We start from the raw sequence: 17,273 nt of genomic DNA, 5'->3' as shown, positions 1-17,273 counted from the left end.
GCGGATCAAGTGGAACCGTCAGAAGCGATTGGCGATGACGTCTTCGGGGCGGCGCGAGCGGTCCCAGTCCTCGCCGGGGCGCTCGTCGGGGAAATAGACCGTCACCTTCGCGTCGAGCCCCGCGGCCTTGAGCGGCATCGTAAAGCTGCGTTCGATCGCGCGGCGCGTGGCTTCCTTGGCAAGCTTGACGGGAACCGGACCGCGCGCCTGGCGGATCAATTCCTGCTGGCCGGACTTGCGGTTGGCGGCGTCGAGCTGCTTCTCGACATCGGTGAAGCGCATCAGCAGCCCGCCCTGCGAATATTCGCGGATGCCGTCGAGATCGACATCGGGGCCGATCACTTCGAGCGGCGGGAGCAGGATGGTGAGCCGCTTGTCGGCCGCGTCCCAGGCGAGGTTCTTCTGCTGGAGCTTGGCCAGGTCGACTTCATAGCGGACCATGCCGGGCATGATCAGCGTCTTCTCCGCGGTCATGCCGAGGCGGCTCTGCTTCGACGTGACGACCGCGACATAGCGCGCGGCGAAGGTGGAGAGCCGGTTCTGCTCGCGCAGCCCCTGCAGGCTCGCCTGCGCGACGGTGACCGGGTCGGGGCCGCGGAACTGACCCTTCATCGTGTCGCCGAGGAACCAGAAACCGCCGCCGATCGCCAGGACCAGCACGGTGACCAGCGCGGCGAACTTCAGGCAGCCCCAGCGCATCAAGCCGCCAGCTTCCACGCTTCGCCCTCCCCCTGGACGAGACCACGCGCGCGCAGATCGAGCAGATGCGCGAGCACCGAGCGGCCGGCGGCACCCGTCAGCCGCGGATCGAGCCCGACATACATGCGCTCGACCATCGCCGGGACCGCGCCGATCTCCTCGCGCAGCAGGCGGAGGATCTGGCCTTCACGCTGCTTGCGGTGGCCCATCAGTCCACGGACGAAGCGCTGCGGGCGCTCGATCGGATCGCCATGCGCGGGGTAATAGATGCGGTCGTCGCGCGCCATGAGCTTGTCGAGGCTCGCCATATACGCAGCCATGTCGCCGTCCGGGGGTGCCACCACGGTGGTCGACCAGCCCATGACATGGTCGCCGGTGAACAGCGCGCCGGCCTCGGGCAGCGCGAAGGCGAGATGGTTCGACGTGTGCCCGGGCGTGGCGATTGCAGTGAGCGTCCAGTCCGGCCCGGTGACGCTCTCGCCGTCGGCGAGCACGCGATCGGGGGCATAATTGGTGTCGAAGGCGGCGTCGGCGCGCGGGCCGGCGTCATCCAGCGTGAGCGGGGCGCAGCCGATGATCGGAGCGCCCGTGGCGGCCCTGAGCGGTGCCGCGGCGGGGCTGTGATCGCGGTGGGTGTGGGTGCAGAGGATCGCGACGACCGGGCGGCCGGCAATTGCAGCGAGCAAGGCTTCCAGGTGCACGCTCTCATCGGGGCCCGGGTCGATCACCGCGATCTCGGTAGTGCCGACCAGATAGGTCTGGGTACCGGTATAAGTGAACGGCGAAGGGTTGGGCGCGAGAACGCGCGTGACCAACGGCTCGACCGCAACCGCAATGCCAGTGGGAGCCTCGATCATGCTGGGGATGTGGCGGGTGGAAGGGTGCGGTGCAACCCCTTCTACTCCCCTCCCTTGCGGGAGGGGAACAAGAGAAAATTAAACGGGGCCGGCTGCGAAGGAGTTCAGCCGGCCCCGTCGTGAAGGGTGTCCGCGGGGCTTGCGGACGCCCCTCCCCTCTCGTCAATCCTCGTCGCGCTCCTTGGCGAGTTCGGCCATCGCCTCGTCGATGCCCTTGAGCGCCTTGGCGCGCTCATCCGCCGACAGGTCGGTCTCGGCCTCGACCGAGCGGCGCGCCATGCGCAGCCCCATCCGGGCGCTTTCCAGACCCATCGCCTTGTGGCGCATCGCCATCTGCGCGGCGCCTTCCGCCGCCATCTCGATCCGGTCGGTGCAGATGATCATGATCTTCTTGTCGCCCTCCGCGCGATGCTCGACGTTGGGACCGCCCTTGCCGCATTTGCCGTCGCGGATCTCGGGCATCGAGATGCGGATCGCGTCCATATCGGGCATCACGATCTCGTCCTTGCTGCCATCGGTACGGACGATGACCATCTTGCGGATCTTCTTGCCGTCCTTGCCCTTGTCGTCGACCGAGAAGCGATGAACATGGACCTTCTGCGGCCCCTCTACGATTGCGGGCGCCTCCGGCGCTTCCGGCGGCTCGGGAGCCTCGGCCGCGGCGGGCGCTTCGGCAGGCGCCGGCGGCGCGGGCATATCCTGGCCGAGATCGACGCCGGTGACGGTTTCGACCTTGTTCTTGAGCGTCTCCGCGGCCTGCGTTCCCGAGGCGGTGAGCCCGAGCGCGGCGACCGACAGCGCGCCGACCCCGATCAATCCCGCGGCGGCGCGGGTGGGGGAAAATGGCCGGGTCTTCGAAAGCATGCGTAACCTCCCTTTGACTTCGTTGATCGTGTGCAAGTGACATGCCGCCGAGACCGCACCCCCATGCGCGGACTTGACGATCGCACGGCCATAGGCATGGCGCAGTGCCTGGGCGCGGCCAGCGAGCACCAGGGCGTCGCAGGCCATTTCCTGATCGGCGCGGAAGGCGCGGAACGCCCGCCACGCGATCGGATTGAACCAGTGGAGCGCGAGGACGAACAGCGCCACCCAATTGGCGATCAAGTCTCCGCGGACGTGGTGGCCGAGCTCATGCGCGAGCGCGAGATCGCGCTCCTGCTCGTCATACCGCTCGGAGAAGTCGCGCGGAAACGCGACATATTTGCGGAACACCCCGAAGGCCAAGGGACCGTGCGCGGCGTCGGTCTCGATCACCCGGACTTTGCCCTGGGCGACGGTGCGGTCGACGCGGGCGCGGCGGAGCAGATTGGCGGTGAAGCGGCCGTGCGCGACCAGATGGTAGCCGAGGAACGCCGCCGCGCCGAGCGCCCAGACGAGCAGGATCACCATCCACAAGCCGAAGCTCCCCTCCGCCCCGGCGGAAGGCGCCGCGCCCAGCGGCTCGACGAAATAGACCGCGACGATGTCGCTTGCCGCGGCGACCGGCGCCACCGCCTGCTCGCGCCAGCTCTCGGGAAGCGGTGGCAGCAGCAGCCGCGCCACGGGCAGCAGCCACAGGGCATAGGCCATGTGTGGCCCGAACGACTTGCGCACGGGTCCGCGGAGCGCGAGCACGAGCAGCATCAGCAAAGTGGTGGCGACGAAGGTTTCGAGTGCCCAGCCGATCATGACTTCAGCTCCTTCAGCAGCGCTTCGATCTCGGCGATGTCCTGGTCGGTGATCGCATCGCGCTCGGCGAGGTGCGCGACCAAAGGCGTGAGCTTGCCGCCGAACAGCCGGTCCATGAAGCGGCGCGATTCACCGACGACATAGTCCGCGCGCTCGACCAGCGGGCGGTAGCGATAGCGGCGGCCGTCTTCCTCATGCCCGATGATGCTCTTGGCGAGCAGCCGGCCGAGCAGGGTCTTGACGGTGTTGGCGCTCCAGTCGCGCTCGGCGGGAACCCGCTCGGCGACTTCCTGCGCAGTGAGCGGCGACTCTTCCCAGAGCACTTCCATCACTGCCTGCTCGGCTTCGCTGATCCGCTCGGTCATGGGTCCCTCGTACTGACTACGGCTGTAATCGCCACGATTACGTCTGTAGTCAATAGGCTGAATGGCCGATGAACGGTTTCGATGCGTCAGCACCGCTTGCCGCCGAAGTGTCGGATTGGCTTACACCGGGGATAGGCGCGGAACCAACGTTAACCAACGAAGCGGTTGAGATTCGGGGGTTCGCGCGAAGTGGCACGGCGAATGCACCGTATCAGGCACCCGAGCGTTTCGACGCTTCATTCCAGGGTGGGTCGACCGCTTACTTACCGGTCTCGCGTCGACCCACCCGACCCGGGTTCCCTTACATCGATGATTGCGATTCGCAACGACACTGAGGAACTCCCCTCCCTGCAAGGGAGGGGTTGGGGGTGGGTGCGAGCGGCAGCGAGCCCAACGAGATGGTGGACATAAGGAAAAGGCCGGGAGTCGAGCCCGACCTTTTCTAACCCACCCCTAGCCCCTCCCTTGCAGGGAGGGGAAGAGGAAGGTCAGGCAGAGGCCGTCACGCCCTTGTCGGCCAGCAATTGCGCGAGTTCGCCGCTCTCGTACATCTCCATCATGATGTCCGATCCGCCGACGAATTCGCCCTTCACATAGAGCTGCGGGATCGTCGGCCAGTCGGAAAAGGCCTTGATGCCCTGACGGACGCCCTGGTCCTGGAGGACATCGACGCTTTCGAACTCGACGCCTAGATGGGTGAGGATCGCGATCGCGCGGCTCGAAAAGCCGCATTGCGGGAAAAGCGGGCTGCCCTTCATGAAGAGCAGAACGGGATTGGCATCCACGATACCCTGGATGCGCGCCTGAACGTCGTCGGTCATTTCACTCTACTCCTCGGCCGGCGCTTCGGTGGTCAGCTGGAGCGCGTGGAGCACGCCGCCCATGCGTCCGCCTAGCGCTGCGTAAACCGCCTGGTGCTGGCGCACCCGCGGCATCCCCTTGAACATGGGGGCGACGACGCGCGCTGCATAGTGGTCGCCGTCGCCGGCCAGGTCGGTGATCTCGATGCGGGCATCGGGGATGCCGGCGCGGATCAGCTCCTCGATCTCGGCTGCGGCCATCGCCATCTATTTGGATTCCATCAGCTGGCGGCGTGCTTCGATCGTCTGCTCCTGGATCGCGCTGCGGATCGTCGCGTCGTCGACCTCCACCCCGGCGGCGAGCAGGTCGCCGAGCAGCTTGCGGATGACGTCCTCATCGCCGGCTTCCTCGAAATCGGCCTGGACCACGGCCTTGGCATAGGCATCGGTCTCTTCGGGGGTCAGCTTCATCTTGGCGGCGGCCCATTGGCCGAGCAGCCGGTTGCGCCGCGCGGCGATGCGGAAGGCGATGTCCTCGTCATGGGCGAACTTCGCCTCGAACCCGCGTTCGCGATCGTCGAAAGTGGTCATGTGCTGCTCGCCTTTTGGGTTCGGTTTCCGCCGAGATAGGAGGGGAGGAGAAGCAAGGCAACAACCTCGATCCTCCCTCGCGCAGCGGGGGAGGTGGCGCCGAAGGCGACGGAGGGGGCTTAGCCGCAAGCGACACGCCCGCGGAGAGGCCCCCTCCACCACTTCGTGGTCCCCCTCCCCCGCTTCGCGAGGGAGGACTTTTAGGGCGTCACCACCAGTTTCCCGATCGCCTGCCGCGCCGCCATCCTGGCGATCGCCTTGCCGCCGTCCGCCAGCGCGAAGGTCTCGGTCACCCGCGGCGAAATCCGGCCCTCCTCCCACAGCCGGAACAGATGCTCGACATGCGCCTGGTTGGCCTGCGGATCGCGCGCCGCGAAGGCACCCCAGAACACCCCGCAGACGTCGCAGCTCTTGAGGAGCGTCAGGTTGAGCGGCAGCTTCGGGATGCCCGCAGGGAAGCCGACCACCAGATAGCGCCCCTCCCACCCGATCGCGCGCAACGCCGGCTCGGCATAATCGCCGCCGACCGGATCGTAGATCGCATCGGCGCCTTTGGGGCCGACCGCCGCCTTGAACGCCTCGGCCAGCGCCTTCGACTGCGCCTTGTCGAACGGTGCGCGCGGATAGACGAGCGTCTCGTCGGCACCTGCGGATCGCGCCGCCTCGGCTTTTTCGTCCGAGGAGACCGCCGCGACGACGCGCGCGCCGAACGCCTTGCCAAGCTCGATCGCAGAAAGGCCGACGCCGCCCGCGGCGCCGAGGACGAGCAGGGTCTGCCCGGCTTTCAAATGCCCGCGGTCGAGCAAGGCGTGGATCGTCGTCGCATAGGTCAGCAGCAGCGCCGCGCCTTCCTCGAAGCTGCGGCCTTCGGGGAGCGGATAGAGCCGCGCGGCATCGACGGCGACTTTCTCCGCGAGCCCGCCATGGCCGATCACGCCCAAGACGCGGTCGCCGACCGCGAACTGGCTCACGCCCTCGCCCACCGCCTCGACCAATCCGGCGATCTCGCCGCCCGGGGCGAACGGGCGCGGCGGCTTGAACTGATATTTGTCCTCGATGATCAGCACGTCGGGATAGTTGATCGCGCAGGCACGCACTGCGACCAGCACCTGGCCCTTGCCGGGTGCGGGATCCGGCAGGTCGGAAACGCTTAGAGTTTCAGGTCCGCCCGGCGCCTGTGACAAGAGTGCCTTCATTGCCCGCTCCCACTGCGATCCACGGCCGCGACATGGCGACACCGGATTCGTATTTCGAAATCTCGGTATCTTTTGCCAGTGTCATGCCGATCTCGTCCAGCCCCTCCAGCAGGCATTGCCGGCGGAAGGCGTCGAGTTCGAAGGCGAAGCGGTCCTGAAAAGGGGTGGTGACGGTCATCGTCTCGAGGTCGACGGTGATTTCATTGTCGCGTGCGACTTCGACCAGCCGGTCGATCGCGTCCTGCGGCAGGACGACGGCGACGATCCCGTTTTTGAACGCATTCCCCGAGAAAATGTCCGAGAAGCTCGGCGCGATCACCGCTTTGACGCCCATGTCGGCGAGTGCCCAGGCGGCGTGCTCGCGGCTCGACCCGCAGCCGAAATTGTCGCCGGCGATCAGCACCGGCGCGCCGGCATAGCGCGGATCGTCGAAGATGTTGCCCGGCTGCGCACGGACGGTCTCGAACGCACCCTTCCCTAGCCCCTCGCGCGTCGTGGTCTTGAGCCAGTGGGCGGGGATGATGATGTCGGTGTCGATATTCTTGGCGCCCCAGGGATAGGCACGCCCTTCGACTTGGCGAACGGGTTCCATCAGCAAGGACTCCAGAGGGTGGGCCGCCCGATCAGTTCGGGTCGGGCGACTGCGTTGTCGGCGGCTTGCTGTGTGCAGAAGCATACGCCGCGGCGAGGCCGCTCAACACCGTTCCTACGATCAACACCATCAAGGCCCGTTTCATACGCAGTCCCCTCACGCATCCGCCGACATCAGCTCCCTGACATCGGTGAGGCGCCCCGTCACTGCCGCGGCCGCCGCCATGGCGGGAGACAGCAGGTGGGTTCGCGCGCCCGGACCCTGCCTCCCTACGAAGTTTCGATTCGAGGTGGAAGCACAACGTTCGCCGGGGGGCACCTTGTCCGGATTCATCGCGAGGCACATCGAGCAGCCGGGCTCGCGCCATTCGAAGCCGGCTTCGGTGAAGATGCGGTCGAGCCCCTCGGCCTCGGCCTGCAATTTGACCAGCCCCGAGCCCGGGACGATCAGCGCTTGGCGGATGCGGTCGGCAACGTGCCGGCCCTTCACCACCGCGGCAGCGGCGCGCAGATCCTCGATGCGGCTGTTGGTGCAGCTGCCGATGAAGACATGCTCGATCGCGATGTCCTGCATCGCCGTGCCCGCGGCGAGGCCCATATAATCGAGCGATTTCTGCGCGGCGACGCGCTTCGACGGATCGGCGAAGCTCTCGGGATCGGGGATGGCACCGGTGATCGCGACGACGTCCTCGGGGCTGGTGCCCCAGGTGAGCGACGGCGCGATGTCGCTGGCATGGAGAAGGACAGTCTTGTCGTAGCGCGCGCCGGCGTCGGTCGGGAGCATGCGCCAATAGGCGACGGCCCTGTCCCAGTCCTCGCCCTGCGGCGCCATCGGGCGCCCCTTGAGATAGGCGAAGGTCGTCTCGTCGGGCGCAATCAGGCCCGAGCGGGCGCCGCCTTCGATCGACATGTTGGAGACGGTCAGGCGGCCCTCGACCGACATCGCGCGGATCACTTCGCCAGTGAATTCGATAACATAGCCCGACCCCCCGGCCGCGCCGATCTTGCCGATGATCGCGAGGACGACGTCCTTGGGGCTCACTCCGAAGCCGAGGCTCCCGTCGACGCGGATCTCGAGCGTTTTGGACTGTTGGAGCAGCAGGGTCTGGGTGGCGAGGACGTGCTCGACCTCCGAGGTTCCGATACCGAAGGCCAGCGCCCCCAGCGCACCGTGTGCCGAGGTGTGGCTGTCGCCGCAGACGAGCGTGGTGCCGGGGAGCGTGAAGCCCTGTTCGGGGCCGACGACATGGACGATCCCCTGCCGCGCGTCGAGCGCATCGATATAGGGAACACCGAACTCGGCGACATTGGCGCGGAGCGCGGCGAGTTGGCCGGCACTTGCGGCATCGGCGATCGGCAGCGCACGCCCCGCGGCATCGACGCGCGCGGTGGTCGGCAGGTTGTGGTCGGGGACCGCGAGGGTAAGGTCGGGGCGGCGTACAGGACGACCGGCGGCGCGAAGGCCCGAGAAAGCCTGCGGGCTGGTGACTTCGTGGACGAGATGCCGATCGATATAGACCAGGCAGGTTCCGTCGCCGCGGCGCTCGACGACATGGTCTGCCCAGATCTTCTCGTACAGGGTGCGCGGTATGCTGGCCATGCAGGCGATCTAGTCCAATCGTACGTCAGGGCAAGCCGCGCCGCAATTTTGCGTCGCGAAGCTGGGCTATTCCGGCCTATTGCGCCGGCGCCCGCTCGGCCTCGCCCTTCAGATATGCCTGGATCGCGTCGATCTCGGGATCGGTGAGCACGAAGAAGCTCTCGCGCGCGACCTTGCTCATCAGGCCGTGATCCGGCCTGGTGCCTATGCCGGTACGCAGCAGCTTCTTGAGCCTGGCGGGATCATAGGCTGCGACCATCGGGGCCAACGCGGGGACCTTGGTGGTGCCGTCTTCCATCGTGCCGTCCTGATGGAGCTTGTGGCAGGCGAGGCAGGCGAAGTCGGCGACGTAGCGGCCCATGTCGGCCGGGCGGGCAGGCTGCGAGAGACTCGCCGAATTTGCCGCCGCGGGGAGCTTGCCCGCGAGGATCAGCGCCCGCCCGATCGGGCCGTAGGACATGGTTGCCTGCGAATCCGTCGGGCCCGGTTTCAGGGTGCGGATCCACGCCACGATCCGGCCGACATCCTGATCCGACAGATGGCCGAGCGCGGCGGTCGGCATGACGAACAGCGAGGAGCCATCCTTGTGGACGCCGTGGCGGATCGCGCGGACGAGTTCGGCATCGGTCATCGTTGCGGCGACCCTCGCCAGCGGCGGCGGCGCGATGCGGCCGAGCAGCGGATCTTCGAACAGGATTTTGCCTTCGCCATTGGCGCCGTGACAGTCGCGGCAATTGGCGATGCGGGCGACGCGCGCACCCTCGGCGACCGCGGCGGCGTCACGCGGGATCGCGACTTCGGCGAGCGGCACGGCGTGGCCCTTGCGGATCACCCATTCGGACCCCGCATAGACGATCACGACGACGACCAGGATCAGGCCGGCGAGCGCCGCCAGTCCACGGATGATCCAGCGCATATTCCCCCCAAGCTCAAATACTTGTTACGCGAACAATGCGCATCGCGCATCGTCAGGTCATGCAGCGCCCGATACTTCCTTCGGCGAGATATAGGAGGGGTCATGCGCGAATGGCAGCGAGTCACTAGCCTTCAAAGCGCCGAGCAATTTCCCAAAATCTGTCTCGCAGCGAAAGTGCATGACTTGCTCCGCAAGCGCGGCGTCATAGACACGGCCAATCGAATTGGGCAGTTCCCAGCCTTTTGCGGCATATAACGCAGGTGCATCGGGGAAATGGCGTGCGATTACTGTCGCGGCATCGTGCTTGAGTGCGGCGCACTCGCCGCGGTCGAACGGCGTCGGCGCCGATACGATGAAGGTGCCGAAGCCGATCTGCGGCGCCCGGTCTAGCGCGGCGAGGTGCGCGCGGGCCGCGTCTTCCACCGTCAGGCGCCGATGGAGCAACTCGTTGGCCTTCATGTTGTCGCCCGAGAGGATGCGATGCGTATCATCGTCCTCCGGGAAGAAGCGGCTGGTGCGCAGCACGACGCAGTTGAGGCCCTTCTCCAGATGCGCGAGCCGGCAAAGCTGCTCGGCGGCAAGCTTGGTGACGCCATAGATGTTGCGCGGCTCGAGCGGACCGCTGGTCTCGTCGAGCCACACGGCATGATCGGCGAGCTCGTCCCGGATCGCGTTGGAGATCATCAGCGACGTGGTCGAGGTGAAGACGAAGCGATCATGCCCCGCCGCCGTTGCCGCTTCGAGCAAGTTGAGCGTGCCGCTCACGTTGACGTCGACGAACGCCCGCGCCGGATAGCGGACGATGTCGGGCTTGTGCAGCGCGCCGGCGTGAATCACCGCCTCTACGCCATGATCGGCGAAGACGCGGTCGATCAGTGCGCGATCGGCGACCGAACCGATGACGTCGGTGTCGGCGCCGGGTGCGACATCGAGGCCGACCACCACATCGCCGCGGGCACGCAGCAGCGGCGCAAGGAAGCGGCCGAGCCAGCCGGAAGAACCTGTCAGAAGAACATGCATGCCGGCGTCGATAGCCGAGCGACGGCCTTGTTGAAACACTTGTTCATCCCACCGCAGGCACCAAGGCCCCGAAGCATGAAGCGAGCGCGCAGGCTAACAGGATCGGATCATAGCAGTCGATCACTCGATACCACCTTGACTCGATTGCATATTCGCCCGAGCTTTAGATTGCGGGGCGGACAGCAAAGCGACACCCGCAAGTCAGTTGCGATGATCACATCCTCTGGGACAAGGGCAATATCATGAAAGCCATTGCATTTGCGGCGGCCGCCTTCGCAGTCATACTGCCAACGATCACGACGCTTCTTCCGAAGCAACAGGCGCGCACTTGCACGGCGGCGGAATGGATCTGGGACACCTTGGTCCAGGACATCGGATGCAGCGCGCCTTGACCTGACCTTCCGGGAGAGGCGACCGACTAGAGTCGATTTCATATTGACGGAATCGGTGCTTTTCCCGGTCGCCCTGAGCCTGTCGAAGGGCGGCTATCCACGCACGGACCGCTGGCAGCATCGCCCTTCGACAAGCTCAGGGCGAACGGCTCGGGTGGTCAATCCAACTGAAATCGTCTCTAGTTGCGAGCCGTCGACGCGCCCGCTCCGGCTGCCCCCATCAGATGCCCGCGGGGAGCGGACTCGCCAACCGCTGGGCGGAGTCATGCGCATCCGCCCAGTCGACCCGGCGCTTCACGAACGGGTTGAGGAAGAGCATGGGCAGCTTGAGGAACAGCAGCTCGGAATGGATGAACGTGTCGATCGCGCGCTCCCACCATTTCGGACCGCGCTTGCCATGGGCCTCGAGCCAGCCCTCATAGGGCGCCCAGTGGCTCGGTTCGTCCTTCTCGATGATCCGGAATATCTTCATCAGCACCTTGTCCCCCGTGACCAGGGGATGACGCAGCAGGATGTCGACCTGTCGATAGCCACGCTGCTCGGTAAGCGAGATCACGCGGCAGAGCTTCTCGAACGCGTCGTCGCTGGCGATGATCGCGTCGGTATCGAGATCGTCGATCGTGCGGTGGAAGATGATCTCGACAAAGCGATCGATATGGCCGCACGTTCGGCCGACCTCGAGCGGCATCTTGCCCTGTAGCTCGAACCAGCGCTTGAACATCAGATAGTGTTTGCGCTCGTCCGCGCGGTGCTTCTCGATCGCGGCGATGAAGGTGGGGTCGTCGGCCGAACGCACCCGCGCCGCATCGAGCACACGGTCGATGCTCGTATAGCCCCGATGCTCGTTATAGATGTAGATCGAGCCCAGCAGGTCGAGATAACGGCGGCGGAACCAAGCAAACATGCGCGAAGATACGCCTCGTCCCAAACAGGGTCAACGCGCCGCTCACGCCGTCAGCGGTCGCGCGGGCGGCTCCTCGGTAACAGGCTGACCTTCCTCGCTCGCCAACGGAGATGCCGCGTCGGGATCGTCCACCTGCGTCACGCTGGGGGCGAGACTTTCAGGATCCCCCACGCTTTCCGGCGGAGCCGCAGCGCCACTCTCGTCCGCAACGGGGGCGTCAGGATCATCGACCGGTCCGCTCGCCTCCGCGTCCCGCCCCTCCGGAGTGGGCGCCGCGACGGGCGTGACGGTGACGGGCAGTTCCGCCCCACCACCGCCGCCACCGGCTCCGGCGCCAGGGGTGGCGCCGCCGCCCGAGGGTTTAGGGGCGGTCGGCGCATCGTCTTCGAGCCCGAGCTTGGCCTTTTCGAGCAGATCGGGAAGCAGGCGCTCGGCGAAGCCGGCGAGGAAGCCCAGCACGAAGACCAGCAGCGTCGCCTTGACGCTGGTCTCGTTCAGCGTGCCGATGGCGATCAGCGAATTGGCCGCCAGCCCCGAACTGAGCAGGCACAGCAGCATCCCGCCCGAGATCGCGCCGATCATCACGCGCAATGCCGCGTCGGCGCGGTTATTGCGGTTCTGCAGATCGATCAGGATGGTACGCGTGTTGAGCCCGGTCGCGATCGAGAAAAATGCCCCCATCGTCCCGCCGCTGACCGCAGTCCACACCGACGCATAAGGCGGGCCGAGCCGGTGCACGACGCCATATAGCGTGCCGGACGAGATGATCGCCATCAGCAGCACGAAGAAGCCGGTCACCGCCATCGCGGTCCATAGATAATCGATCCGCGCGATCGACTGGCGCTCGCTGACGATGTCGTTCTTGGCGCCGTTGAGCAGTTCGATCGCTGCCGGGACATTGCCTTGCAGCGCGAGCAGCAGCGCATCGGCGATCCGCCGGTCGTAGCGCGCGGCACGGCGGCCATTGCCGACCCGCGCACCCTTGCTGTTGCGAACGTCCTCTTCGGCACGCCAGCCGTCGATCAGCGAGCTGATCTGCCCGCGGACCGCGTATAGCTGTCCGATCCGCTTCTCCTGTTCGGCCTGCTCTGCGCCATCGTCCGAATAGTGCACCATCACGCGCTTCTCGGTGCGATATACCGCGTAGCGCGGTACCACGACCGAATAGACCTGGAGGATTACATCGCCAGCCCGGTCGTGCGCGCCCACCTCGACATCGTCGACCTTGACCGCGAACCGTCGTTTCTGCGTCGCTGCACCATGCGGATAGCTTGCCATCAGGGTCCCCCACCCTAGGATCAACGCAAGTTACGCGGGCGCGATTCGGCGGCCCCGCGACAAGTTTACGCAGTGCCGCGAGATAAAGCCAGACTCTATGTCAGTACCGCCGGCGAAGCCGCAGCTTCACGCCGAAGCAAAACCGCGGCTATTCAGATCGGCTGGGTCGAAGCTACTTCGTAACGACCCGTCGTCTTCGCCGCCACTTCCTCCGCTCCGACACCCGGCGCCAGCTCGACAAGCTTGAACGGGCTGTCATGGTCGTCGCGCTGGAATACCGCGAGATCGGTGATGATCATGTCGACGACGTTCTTGCCGGTCAGCGGCAAGGTGCACTCGGGAATGAACTTGGGGTCGCCGTTCTTGCTGGTGTGTTCCATCACCACGATGATCTTCTTGACTCCGGCGACGAGATCCATCGCGCCGCCCATGCCCTTGATCATCTTGCCGGGGATCATCCAATTGGCGATGTCGCCTTTCTCGCTGACTTCCATCGCGCCGAGGACGGTCAAGTCGATATGCCCGCCGCGGATCATCGCGAAGCTGTCCGACGACGAGAAATAGGCCGATTGGGGCAGCTCGCTGATCGTCTGCTTGCCCGCGTTGATCAGGTCGGGATCCTCTTCGCCCTCATAAGGGAATGGCCCGATGCCGAGCATGCCGTTTTCGGACTGGAGCGTGACTTCGACGCCTTCGGGAATGTGATTGGCGACGAGCGTCGGGATGCCGATCCCGAGATTGACGTAGAAACCGTCCTGCAGCTCCTTCGCGGCGCGCGCGGCCATTTCGTCACGGGTCCAGGGCATTACTTCTTCTCCTCAGGGTCCACCCAGCGCGCGTCGGGCGGAAAAATCTCGTCGACGCCGCCCTTGAGCCCGGTGCCGTAGACCGGGTTGGGCAGCATGAACCAGCCAGCGCCCCAGAGCGGCGCGAGCAGGGTGCCGCCGACGCTGTTGCGCCGCGCGGCGACCGGCGCATCGGGCGCGTTGAACAAGTCGCTGAAATCGCCGAGCTGATCGCCCGCCATCGCGACGATGCAAAACCGCTGGGCGATCTTCTGGCGGCGTGCGTCCTTGCCGCTCGGCTCGCCTTCGCCGCGCAGCCACAGGGTATCGAACAAAGCCGCCGGGCCGAGCCCGGCATGGTCGAGCGCGGCGGCAGTCTGCGCGGCACTGGCGGCCGAGCGATTGGAGTTGAAGATCACCGTGAACCCCTCGCGCCGCGCGGCGGCCAGCGCTTCGGCGGCGCCGGGCACCGCTGCGACCTGGTCGGCGCCGCTCTGCTCCCAACGGGCCCAGCGCGCCGCGTCATAGCTGCCGCCGCGGCTCGCTTCGTCGCGTTCATAGCCGAGATTGAGCAGCGCGGTCTCGTCGATGTCGAGCACCACCGCCATCGGACGCTTGCCGCACGGCTCGAACCGCGGATTGTCCAGCGTCGACCCCGGAGCGAGCACCACCGAGCGGACCTGCGTCTTGTCGCGCCGGTAGCCGATCTCGACCTTGAGGTAATTCCACAGCGCCTGGTACGCCTGGAGGCTGAGCGCCGCGGCCTCGCCCGAGCCATAGAGAAATTGCATCCCCGGCGGGGCATTGGCCCCCGGCGCGGCCGGCGCGGCGGCCGCGCCGCTCGGCGGCGGCAATGCGGTCAGCGTGGTGACCTGCACCTTGCTGCCATCGGGCGCAGTGAAAACCTGCCCGGGCTTGGGCGCTTGCTGCTGCGCACGCTTGCGGTCGCGCTTCGACGGGCGGTCCTGCTTGCTCGCTTTGAACACGCCGGCTCCGGCTGCGAGCGGCGCCGCGACCATCGCCGCGGCACAGCCCGAGAGCAGCGTCGCCCCCGCGGCCGCGAGCGCGAGCCCGGCCGCAGGCCGCCGCGCGATCACGCCGCCTCGCGCGGACGCACGGTGCGAAACTCGATCTTCTTGTCATAGGGCGCGCCGAGGATCAGCCGCTGCACATAGATGCCTGGCAAATGGATCGCGTCGGGATCCATGCTGCCGACGGGCACGATTTCCTCGACCTCGGCGACGCAGATCCGGCCGGCGGTCGCCATCGGCTGGTTGAAGTTGCGCGCGGTTTTGCGGAAGATGAGGTTACCGGTCTCGTCGGCCTTCCAGCCCTTGATGATCGACAGGTCGGAGCGGATGCCGCGCTCGAGGATATAGTCCTCGCCGTCGAAAACCTTGACTTCCTTGCCCTCGGCGACCTGCGTGCCGACGCCGGTCTTGGTGTAGAAGCCGGGAATGCCCGCGCCGCCCGCCCGGCAGCGCTCGGCAAGCGTGCCCTGCGGGCAGAACTCGACTTCGAGCTCGCCGCTCAGATATTGCCGCTCGAATTCCTTGTTCTCGCCGACATAGGAACTGATCATCTTCTTCACCTGGCGGCTGCGCAGCAGCTTGCCCAGGCCTTCATTGTCGATCCCGGCATTGTTCGAGGCGATGGTGAGGTCCTTGACCCCCGCGGCCTGGATCGCGTCGATCAGCCGCTCGGGGATGCCGCACAGCCCGAAGCCGCCGGCACACAGCGTCATGCCGTCGAACAGCAGCCCTTCCAGCGCTGCCTCGGCGTTGGGGTAGAGCTTCTTCATGGCGCGATTCTCTCCTGACCTGGCGCGGCGATAATCCGCGTGCGGGCGGGCGGTCAAGCGAACCTGAATCGTCCTTCAACTTCCGCCGCACATAGGCGATGCATCAACGGGGGTTACGCAGCGCGGGCGAGCCGCGCTAGGACAGCAGCATGACCGCGAAACGAACCGGGGGCCGGATCCTCGTCGACAATCTGGTCGCACAAGGCTGCGACCGCATCTTCCATGTGCCGGGCGAGAGCTTCCTCGCCGTGCTCGACGCGCTGCACGACACGCCGGCGATCGACCTGGTCACCTGCCGGCAGGAAGGCGGGGTCGGCTTCATGGCCTGCGCCGACGGGGCGATGACCGGGCGGCCGGGCGTCGCTTTCGTGACGCGCGGGCCTGGCGCGACCAATGCCAGCATCGGCGTGCATGTCGCGATGCAGGATTCGCAGCCGATGCTGTTGTTCATCGGCGATGTCGACCGCGGCATGCGCGACCGCGAGGGATTTCAGGAAGTCGACTTCCCGGCGTTTTTCGGGCCGATCGCCAAATGGGCGACGCGGATCGAGGATGCGGCGCGAATCCCCGAATATGTCGCGCGGGCCTGGAACGTCGCGACCAGCGGGCGGCCCGGGCCGGTGGTGATCGCGCTGCCCGAGGACATGCTGCGCGATGTAGTCGAGACAGCGGATCGCCCGCCGCTGCCGCGAATCACCCAAGCGCCCGACCGGCATGCGATGCAGGCAATGGCGGCGCTGATCGAGCAGGCGCAGCGCCCCATCGCGATCGTCGGCGGCGCCGGGTGGACCGCGGCGGCAGGCACGGCGTTCGCGGCATTTGCCGAGCGAATCGGCCTGCCGGTGGCATCGGCGTTCCGGCGGCAGGACGCGCTGCCTGCCGGTTCCTCGGTCTATGCCGGCAATCTCGGTTATGGTCCCAGCCCGAAGCTGGTGTCGCGGATCAAGGGTGCGGACCTGATCCTCGCGGTCGGCGCGCGGCTCGGCGAGGCGACCACCGACGGCTATACGCTGATCACCCCCGATCATCCGGGCCAGACGCTGATCCACGTCCATCCCGATCCGGGCGAACTCGGGCGGGTCTATCGCGCCGATGTCGCGATCTGCGCCGATATGGCGAGCTTCGCCGGTGCCGCCGGCCTCGCGAATATCGGTGCGGTCAAAGGCGCCGCCGCCACCGAAGCCCATGCCGAATGGCTCGAATGGTCCACGCCCAAGCCGCGTGAGGGCGTTACGCTCGATCTCGGTCAGTGCGTCGCGGCGATGCGCGCGGCGATGCCGGCGGACACGATCATCTGCAACGGCGCGGGCAATTTCTCGGGCTGGTGGCACCGCTATTGGCAGTATAGCGCGCAACCGTCGCAGCTTGCCCCCACCGCCGGTGCGATGGGTTACGGCGTCCCCGCCGCCGTCGCCGCCAAGCTGCGCGCGCCCGAGCGGCAAGTAGTCGCGCTGGCCGGCGACGGCGACTTCATGATGAACGGGCAGGAACTCGCGACCGCCATCCAGCACGGTGCCGACATGATCGTGCTGGTGATCGACAACGGCGCCTACGGCACGATCCGCATGCACCAGGAGCGCGAATATCCGGCGCGGCTTTCGGGCACCAGGCTCCACAATCCGGACTTCGCCGCGCTCGGCCGCGCCTATGGCTGCTGGGCCGAGACAGTCGAGCGCACCGAACAATTCGCGCCCGCGCTGGACCGTGCGCTGGCGGAAACCGGAGTACGGCTGCTCCACCTCAAGACCGACGTGGAATTCATCTCGCCAGCAACGACGATCACCGCGATCCGCGAGCGCTAACCGGC

At 66.6% G+C, this 17,273-nt stretch carries 18 protein-coding genes; 1 reads left to right on the top strand and 17 read right to left on the bottom strand.

The genetic code is table 11. From position 1 onward, the window contains the following. Positions 1-18: 18 nt before the first annotated feature. The 17 genes from E5A73_RS17805 to E5A73_RS17725 form a co-directional block, all read right to left on the bottom strand. Positions 19-717 carry a DUF4230 domain-containing protein gene (locus tag E5A73_RS17805; protein ID WP_240700246.1) on the bottom strand — a complete coding sequence of 233 codons (699 nt, stop codon included), beginning with the start codon at positions 715-717 and terminating at the stop codon, positions 19-21. Beyond that, a complete protein-coding gene (locus tag E5A73_RS17800; RefSeq protein ID WP_135965192.1) occupies positions 699-1,556 on the bottom strand; it encodes an MBL fold metallo-hydrolase in 858 nt (285 codons plus the stop codon). The genes E5A73_RS17805 and E5A73_RS17800 overlap by 19 nt, the downstream gene beginning before the upstream one ends. Positions 1,557-1,718: 162 nt before the next feature. Continuing rightward, complete coding sequence (locus tag E5A73_RS17795; RefSeq protein ID WP_135965191.1) at positions 1,719-3,227, bottom strand: M56 family metallopeptidase; 1,509 nt, start codon at positions 3,225-3,227, stop codon at positions 1,719-1,721. Continuing rightward, positions 3,224-3,592, bottom strand: a complete 369-nt coding sequence (locus E5A73_RS17790) for a BlaI/MecI/CopY family transcriptional regulator (RefSeq protein ID WP_100283928.1) — start codon at positions 3,590-3,592, stop codon at positions 3,224-3,226. Before E5A73_RS17790 ends, E5A73_RS17795 begins: the two co-directional genes overlap by 4 nt. A 488-nt stretch (positions 3,593-4,080) precedes the next feature. Further along, the gene (grxD, locus tag E5A73_RS17785; RefSeq protein WP_135965190.1) at positions 4,081-4,413 is read right to left on the bottom strand and encodes a Grx4 family monothiol glutaredoxin; all 333 of its coding nucleotides are present in this window, start codon (positions 4,411-4,413) and stop codon (positions 4,081-4,083) included. Between the two features lie 6 nt (positions 4,414-4,419). Next, positions 4,420-4,659 carry a BolA family protein gene (locus E5A73_RS17780; RefSeq protein WP_135965189.1) on the bottom strand — a complete coding sequence of 80 codons (240 nt, stop codon included), beginning with the start codon at positions 4,657-4,659 and terminating at the stop codon, positions 4,420-4,422. Then, on the bottom strand, positions 4,660-4,983 hold the full coding sequence (locus E5A73_RS17775; protein ID WP_135965188.1) for a DUF1476 domain-containing protein: 324 nt from the start codon (positions 4,981-4,983) through the stop codon (positions 4,660-4,662). It abuts the gene before it with no gap. Between the two features lie 200 nt (positions 4,984-5,183). Further along, positions 5,184-6,179 (bottom strand): NADPH:quinone oxidoreductase family protein, encoded by a 996-nt coding sequence (locus E5A73_RS17770; protein WP_135965187.1) that lies wholly within the window; start codon positions 6,177-6,179, stop codon positions 5,184-5,186. After that, complete coding sequence (gene leuD, locus E5A73_RS17765) at positions 6,142-6,771, bottom strand: 3-isopropylmalate dehydratase small subunit (protein WP_135965186.1); 630 nt, start codon at positions 6,769-6,771, stop codon at positions 6,142-6,144. Before leuD ends, E5A73_RS17770 begins: the two co-directional genes overlap by 38 nt. Before the next feature lie 156 nt (positions 6,772-6,927). Further along, positions 6,928-8,370: a 3-isopropylmalate dehydratase large subunit gene (gene leuC, locus E5A73_RS17760; protein WP_135965185.1), complete on the bottom strand. Its 1,443-nt coding sequence runs from the start codon at positions 8,368-8,370 to the stop codon at positions 6,928-6,930. Between the two features lie 76 nt (positions 8,371-8,446). Further along, on the bottom strand, positions 8,447-9,286 hold the full coding sequence (locus E5A73_RS17755; protein ID WP_135965184.1) for a c-type cytochrome: 840 nt from the start codon (positions 9,284-9,286) through the stop codon (positions 8,447-8,449). Positions 9,287-9,343: 57 nt separating this feature from the next. After that, positions 9,344-10,306 (bottom strand): NAD-dependent epimerase/dehydratase family protein, encoded by a 963-nt coding sequence (locus E5A73_RS17750; protein ID WP_135965183.1) that lies wholly within the window; start codon positions 10,304-10,306, stop codon positions 9,344-9,346. A gap of 612 nt (positions 10,307-10,918) precedes the next feature. Continuing rightward, a complete protein-coding gene (locus tag E5A73_RS17745; protein ID WP_135965182.1) occupies positions 10,919-11,602 on the bottom strand; it encodes a ferritin-like domain-containing protein in 684 nt (227 codons plus the stop codon). Between the two features lie 42 nt (positions 11,603-11,644). Next, positions 11,645-12,880, bottom strand: coding sequence for a hypothetical protein (locus E5A73_RS17740; RefSeq protein WP_135965181.1), 1,236 nt, complete (start codon positions 12,878-12,880; stop codon positions 11,645-11,647). Positions 12,881-13,032: 152 nt separating this feature from the next. After that, a complete protein-coding gene (locus E5A73_RS17735) occupies positions 13,033-13,686 on the bottom strand; it encodes a CoA transferase subunit B (protein ID WP_135965180.1) in 654 nt (217 codons plus the stop codon). After that, positions 13,686-14,762 carry an HAD family acid phosphatase gene (locus tag E5A73_RS17730; RefSeq protein WP_240700245.1) on the bottom strand — a complete coding sequence of 359 codons (1,077 nt, stop codon included), beginning with the start codon at positions 14,760-14,762 and terminating at the stop codon, positions 13,686-13,688. Before E5A73_RS17730 ends, E5A73_RS17735 begins: the two co-directional genes overlap by 1 nt. Continuing rightward, positions 14,759-15,466: a CoA transferase subunit A gene (locus E5A73_RS17725; protein ID WP_135965179.1), complete on the bottom strand. Its 708-nt coding sequence runs from the start codon at positions 15,464-15,466 to the stop codon at positions 14,759-14,761. The genes E5A73_RS17730 and E5A73_RS17725 overlap by 4 nt, the downstream gene beginning before the upstream one ends. Positions 15,467-15,615: 149 nt before the next feature. Here E5A73_RS17725 and E5A73_RS17720 point away from each other — a divergent pair, with 149 nt between their 5' ends. Next, positions 15,616-17,268 carry a thiamine pyrophosphate-binding protein gene (locus tag E5A73_RS17720; RefSeq protein WP_135965178.1) on the top strand — a complete coding sequence of 551 codons (1,653 nt, stop codon included), beginning with the start codon at positions 15,616-15,618 and terminating at the stop codon, positions 17,266-17,268. Positions 17,269-17,273 lie beyond the last annotated feature (5 nt).

This window comes from Sphingomonas gei, assembly GCF_004792685.1.
GTDB classification, from domain to species: Bacteria; Pseudomonadota; Alphaproteobacteria; order Sphingomonadales; family Sphingomonadaceae; genus Sphingomonas; species Sphingomonas gei.
The sequence above is the reverse complement of the archived record's forward strand: the minus strand, read 5'-3'. Positions and strand labels throughout refer to the sequence as shown.

Excerpts from the sequence above, each read along its gene's own strand:
- E5A73_RS17800 (WP_135965192.1), bottom strand. The coding sequence starts at position 1,556 with ATGATCGAGGCTCCCACTGGCATTGCGGTTGCGGTCGAGCCGTTGGTC.
- E5A73_RS17795 (WP_135965191.1), bottom strand. The coding sequence starts at position 3,227 with ATGATCGGCTGGGCACTCGAAACCTTCGTCGCCACCACTTTGCTGATG.
- E5A73_RS17790 (WP_100283928.1), bottom strand. The coding sequence starts at position 3,592 with ATGACCGAGCGGATCAGCGAAGCCGAGCAGGCAGTGATGGAAGTGCTC.
- grxD (WP_135965190.1), bottom strand. The coding sequence starts at position 4,413 with ATGACCGACGACGTTCAGGCGCGCATCCAGGGTATCGTGGATGCCAAT.
- E5A73_RS17780 (WP_135965189.1), bottom strand. The coding sequence starts at position 4,659 with ATGGCGATGGCCGCAGCCGAGATCGAGGAGCTGATCCGCGCCGGCATC.
- E5A73_RS17775 (WP_135965188.1), bottom strand. The coding sequence starts at position 4,983 with ATGACCACTTTCGACGATCGCGAACGCGGGTTCGAGGCGAAGTTCGCC.
- E5A73_RS17770 (WP_135965187.1), bottom strand. The coding sequence starts at position 6,179 with ATGAAGGCACTCTTGTCACAGGCGCCGGGCGGACCTGAAACTCTAAGC.
- leuD (WP_135965186.1), bottom strand. The coding sequence starts at position 6,771 with ATGGAACCCGTTCGCCAAGTCGAAGGGCGTGCCTATCCCTGGGGCGCC.
- leuC (WP_135965185.1), bottom strand. The coding sequence starts at position 8,370 with ATGGCCAGCATACCGCGCACCCTGTACGAGAAGATCTGGGCAGACCAT.
- E5A73_RS17755 (WP_135965184.1), bottom strand. The coding sequence starts at position 9,286 with ATGCGCTGGATCATCCGTGGACTGGCGGCGCTCGCCGGCCTGATCCTG.
- E5A73_RS17750 (WP_135965183.1), bottom strand. The coding sequence starts at position 10,306 with ATGCATGTTCTTCTGACAGGTTCTTCCGGCTGGCTCGGCCGCTTCCTT.
- E5A73_RS17745 (WP_135965182.1), bottom strand. The coding sequence starts at position 11,602 with ATGTTTGCTTGGTTCCGCCGCCGTTATCTCGACCTGCTGGGCTCGATC.
- E5A73_RS17740 (WP_135965181.1), bottom strand. The coding sequence starts at position 12,880 with ATGGCAAGCTATCCGCATGGTGCAGCGACGCAGAAACGACGGTTCGCG.
- E5A73_RS17735 (WP_135965180.1), bottom strand. The coding sequence starts at position 13,686 with ATGCCCTGGACCCGTGACGAAATGGCCGCGCGCGCCGCGAAGGAGCTG.
- E5A73_RS17725 (WP_135965179.1), bottom strand. The coding sequence starts at position 15,466 with ATGAAGAAGCTCTACCCCAACGCCGAGGCAGCGCTGGAAGGGCTGCTG.
- E5A73_RS17720 (WP_135965178.1), top strand. The coding sequence starts at position 15,616 with ATGACCGCGAAACGAACCGGGGGCCGGATCCTCGTCGACAATCTGGTC.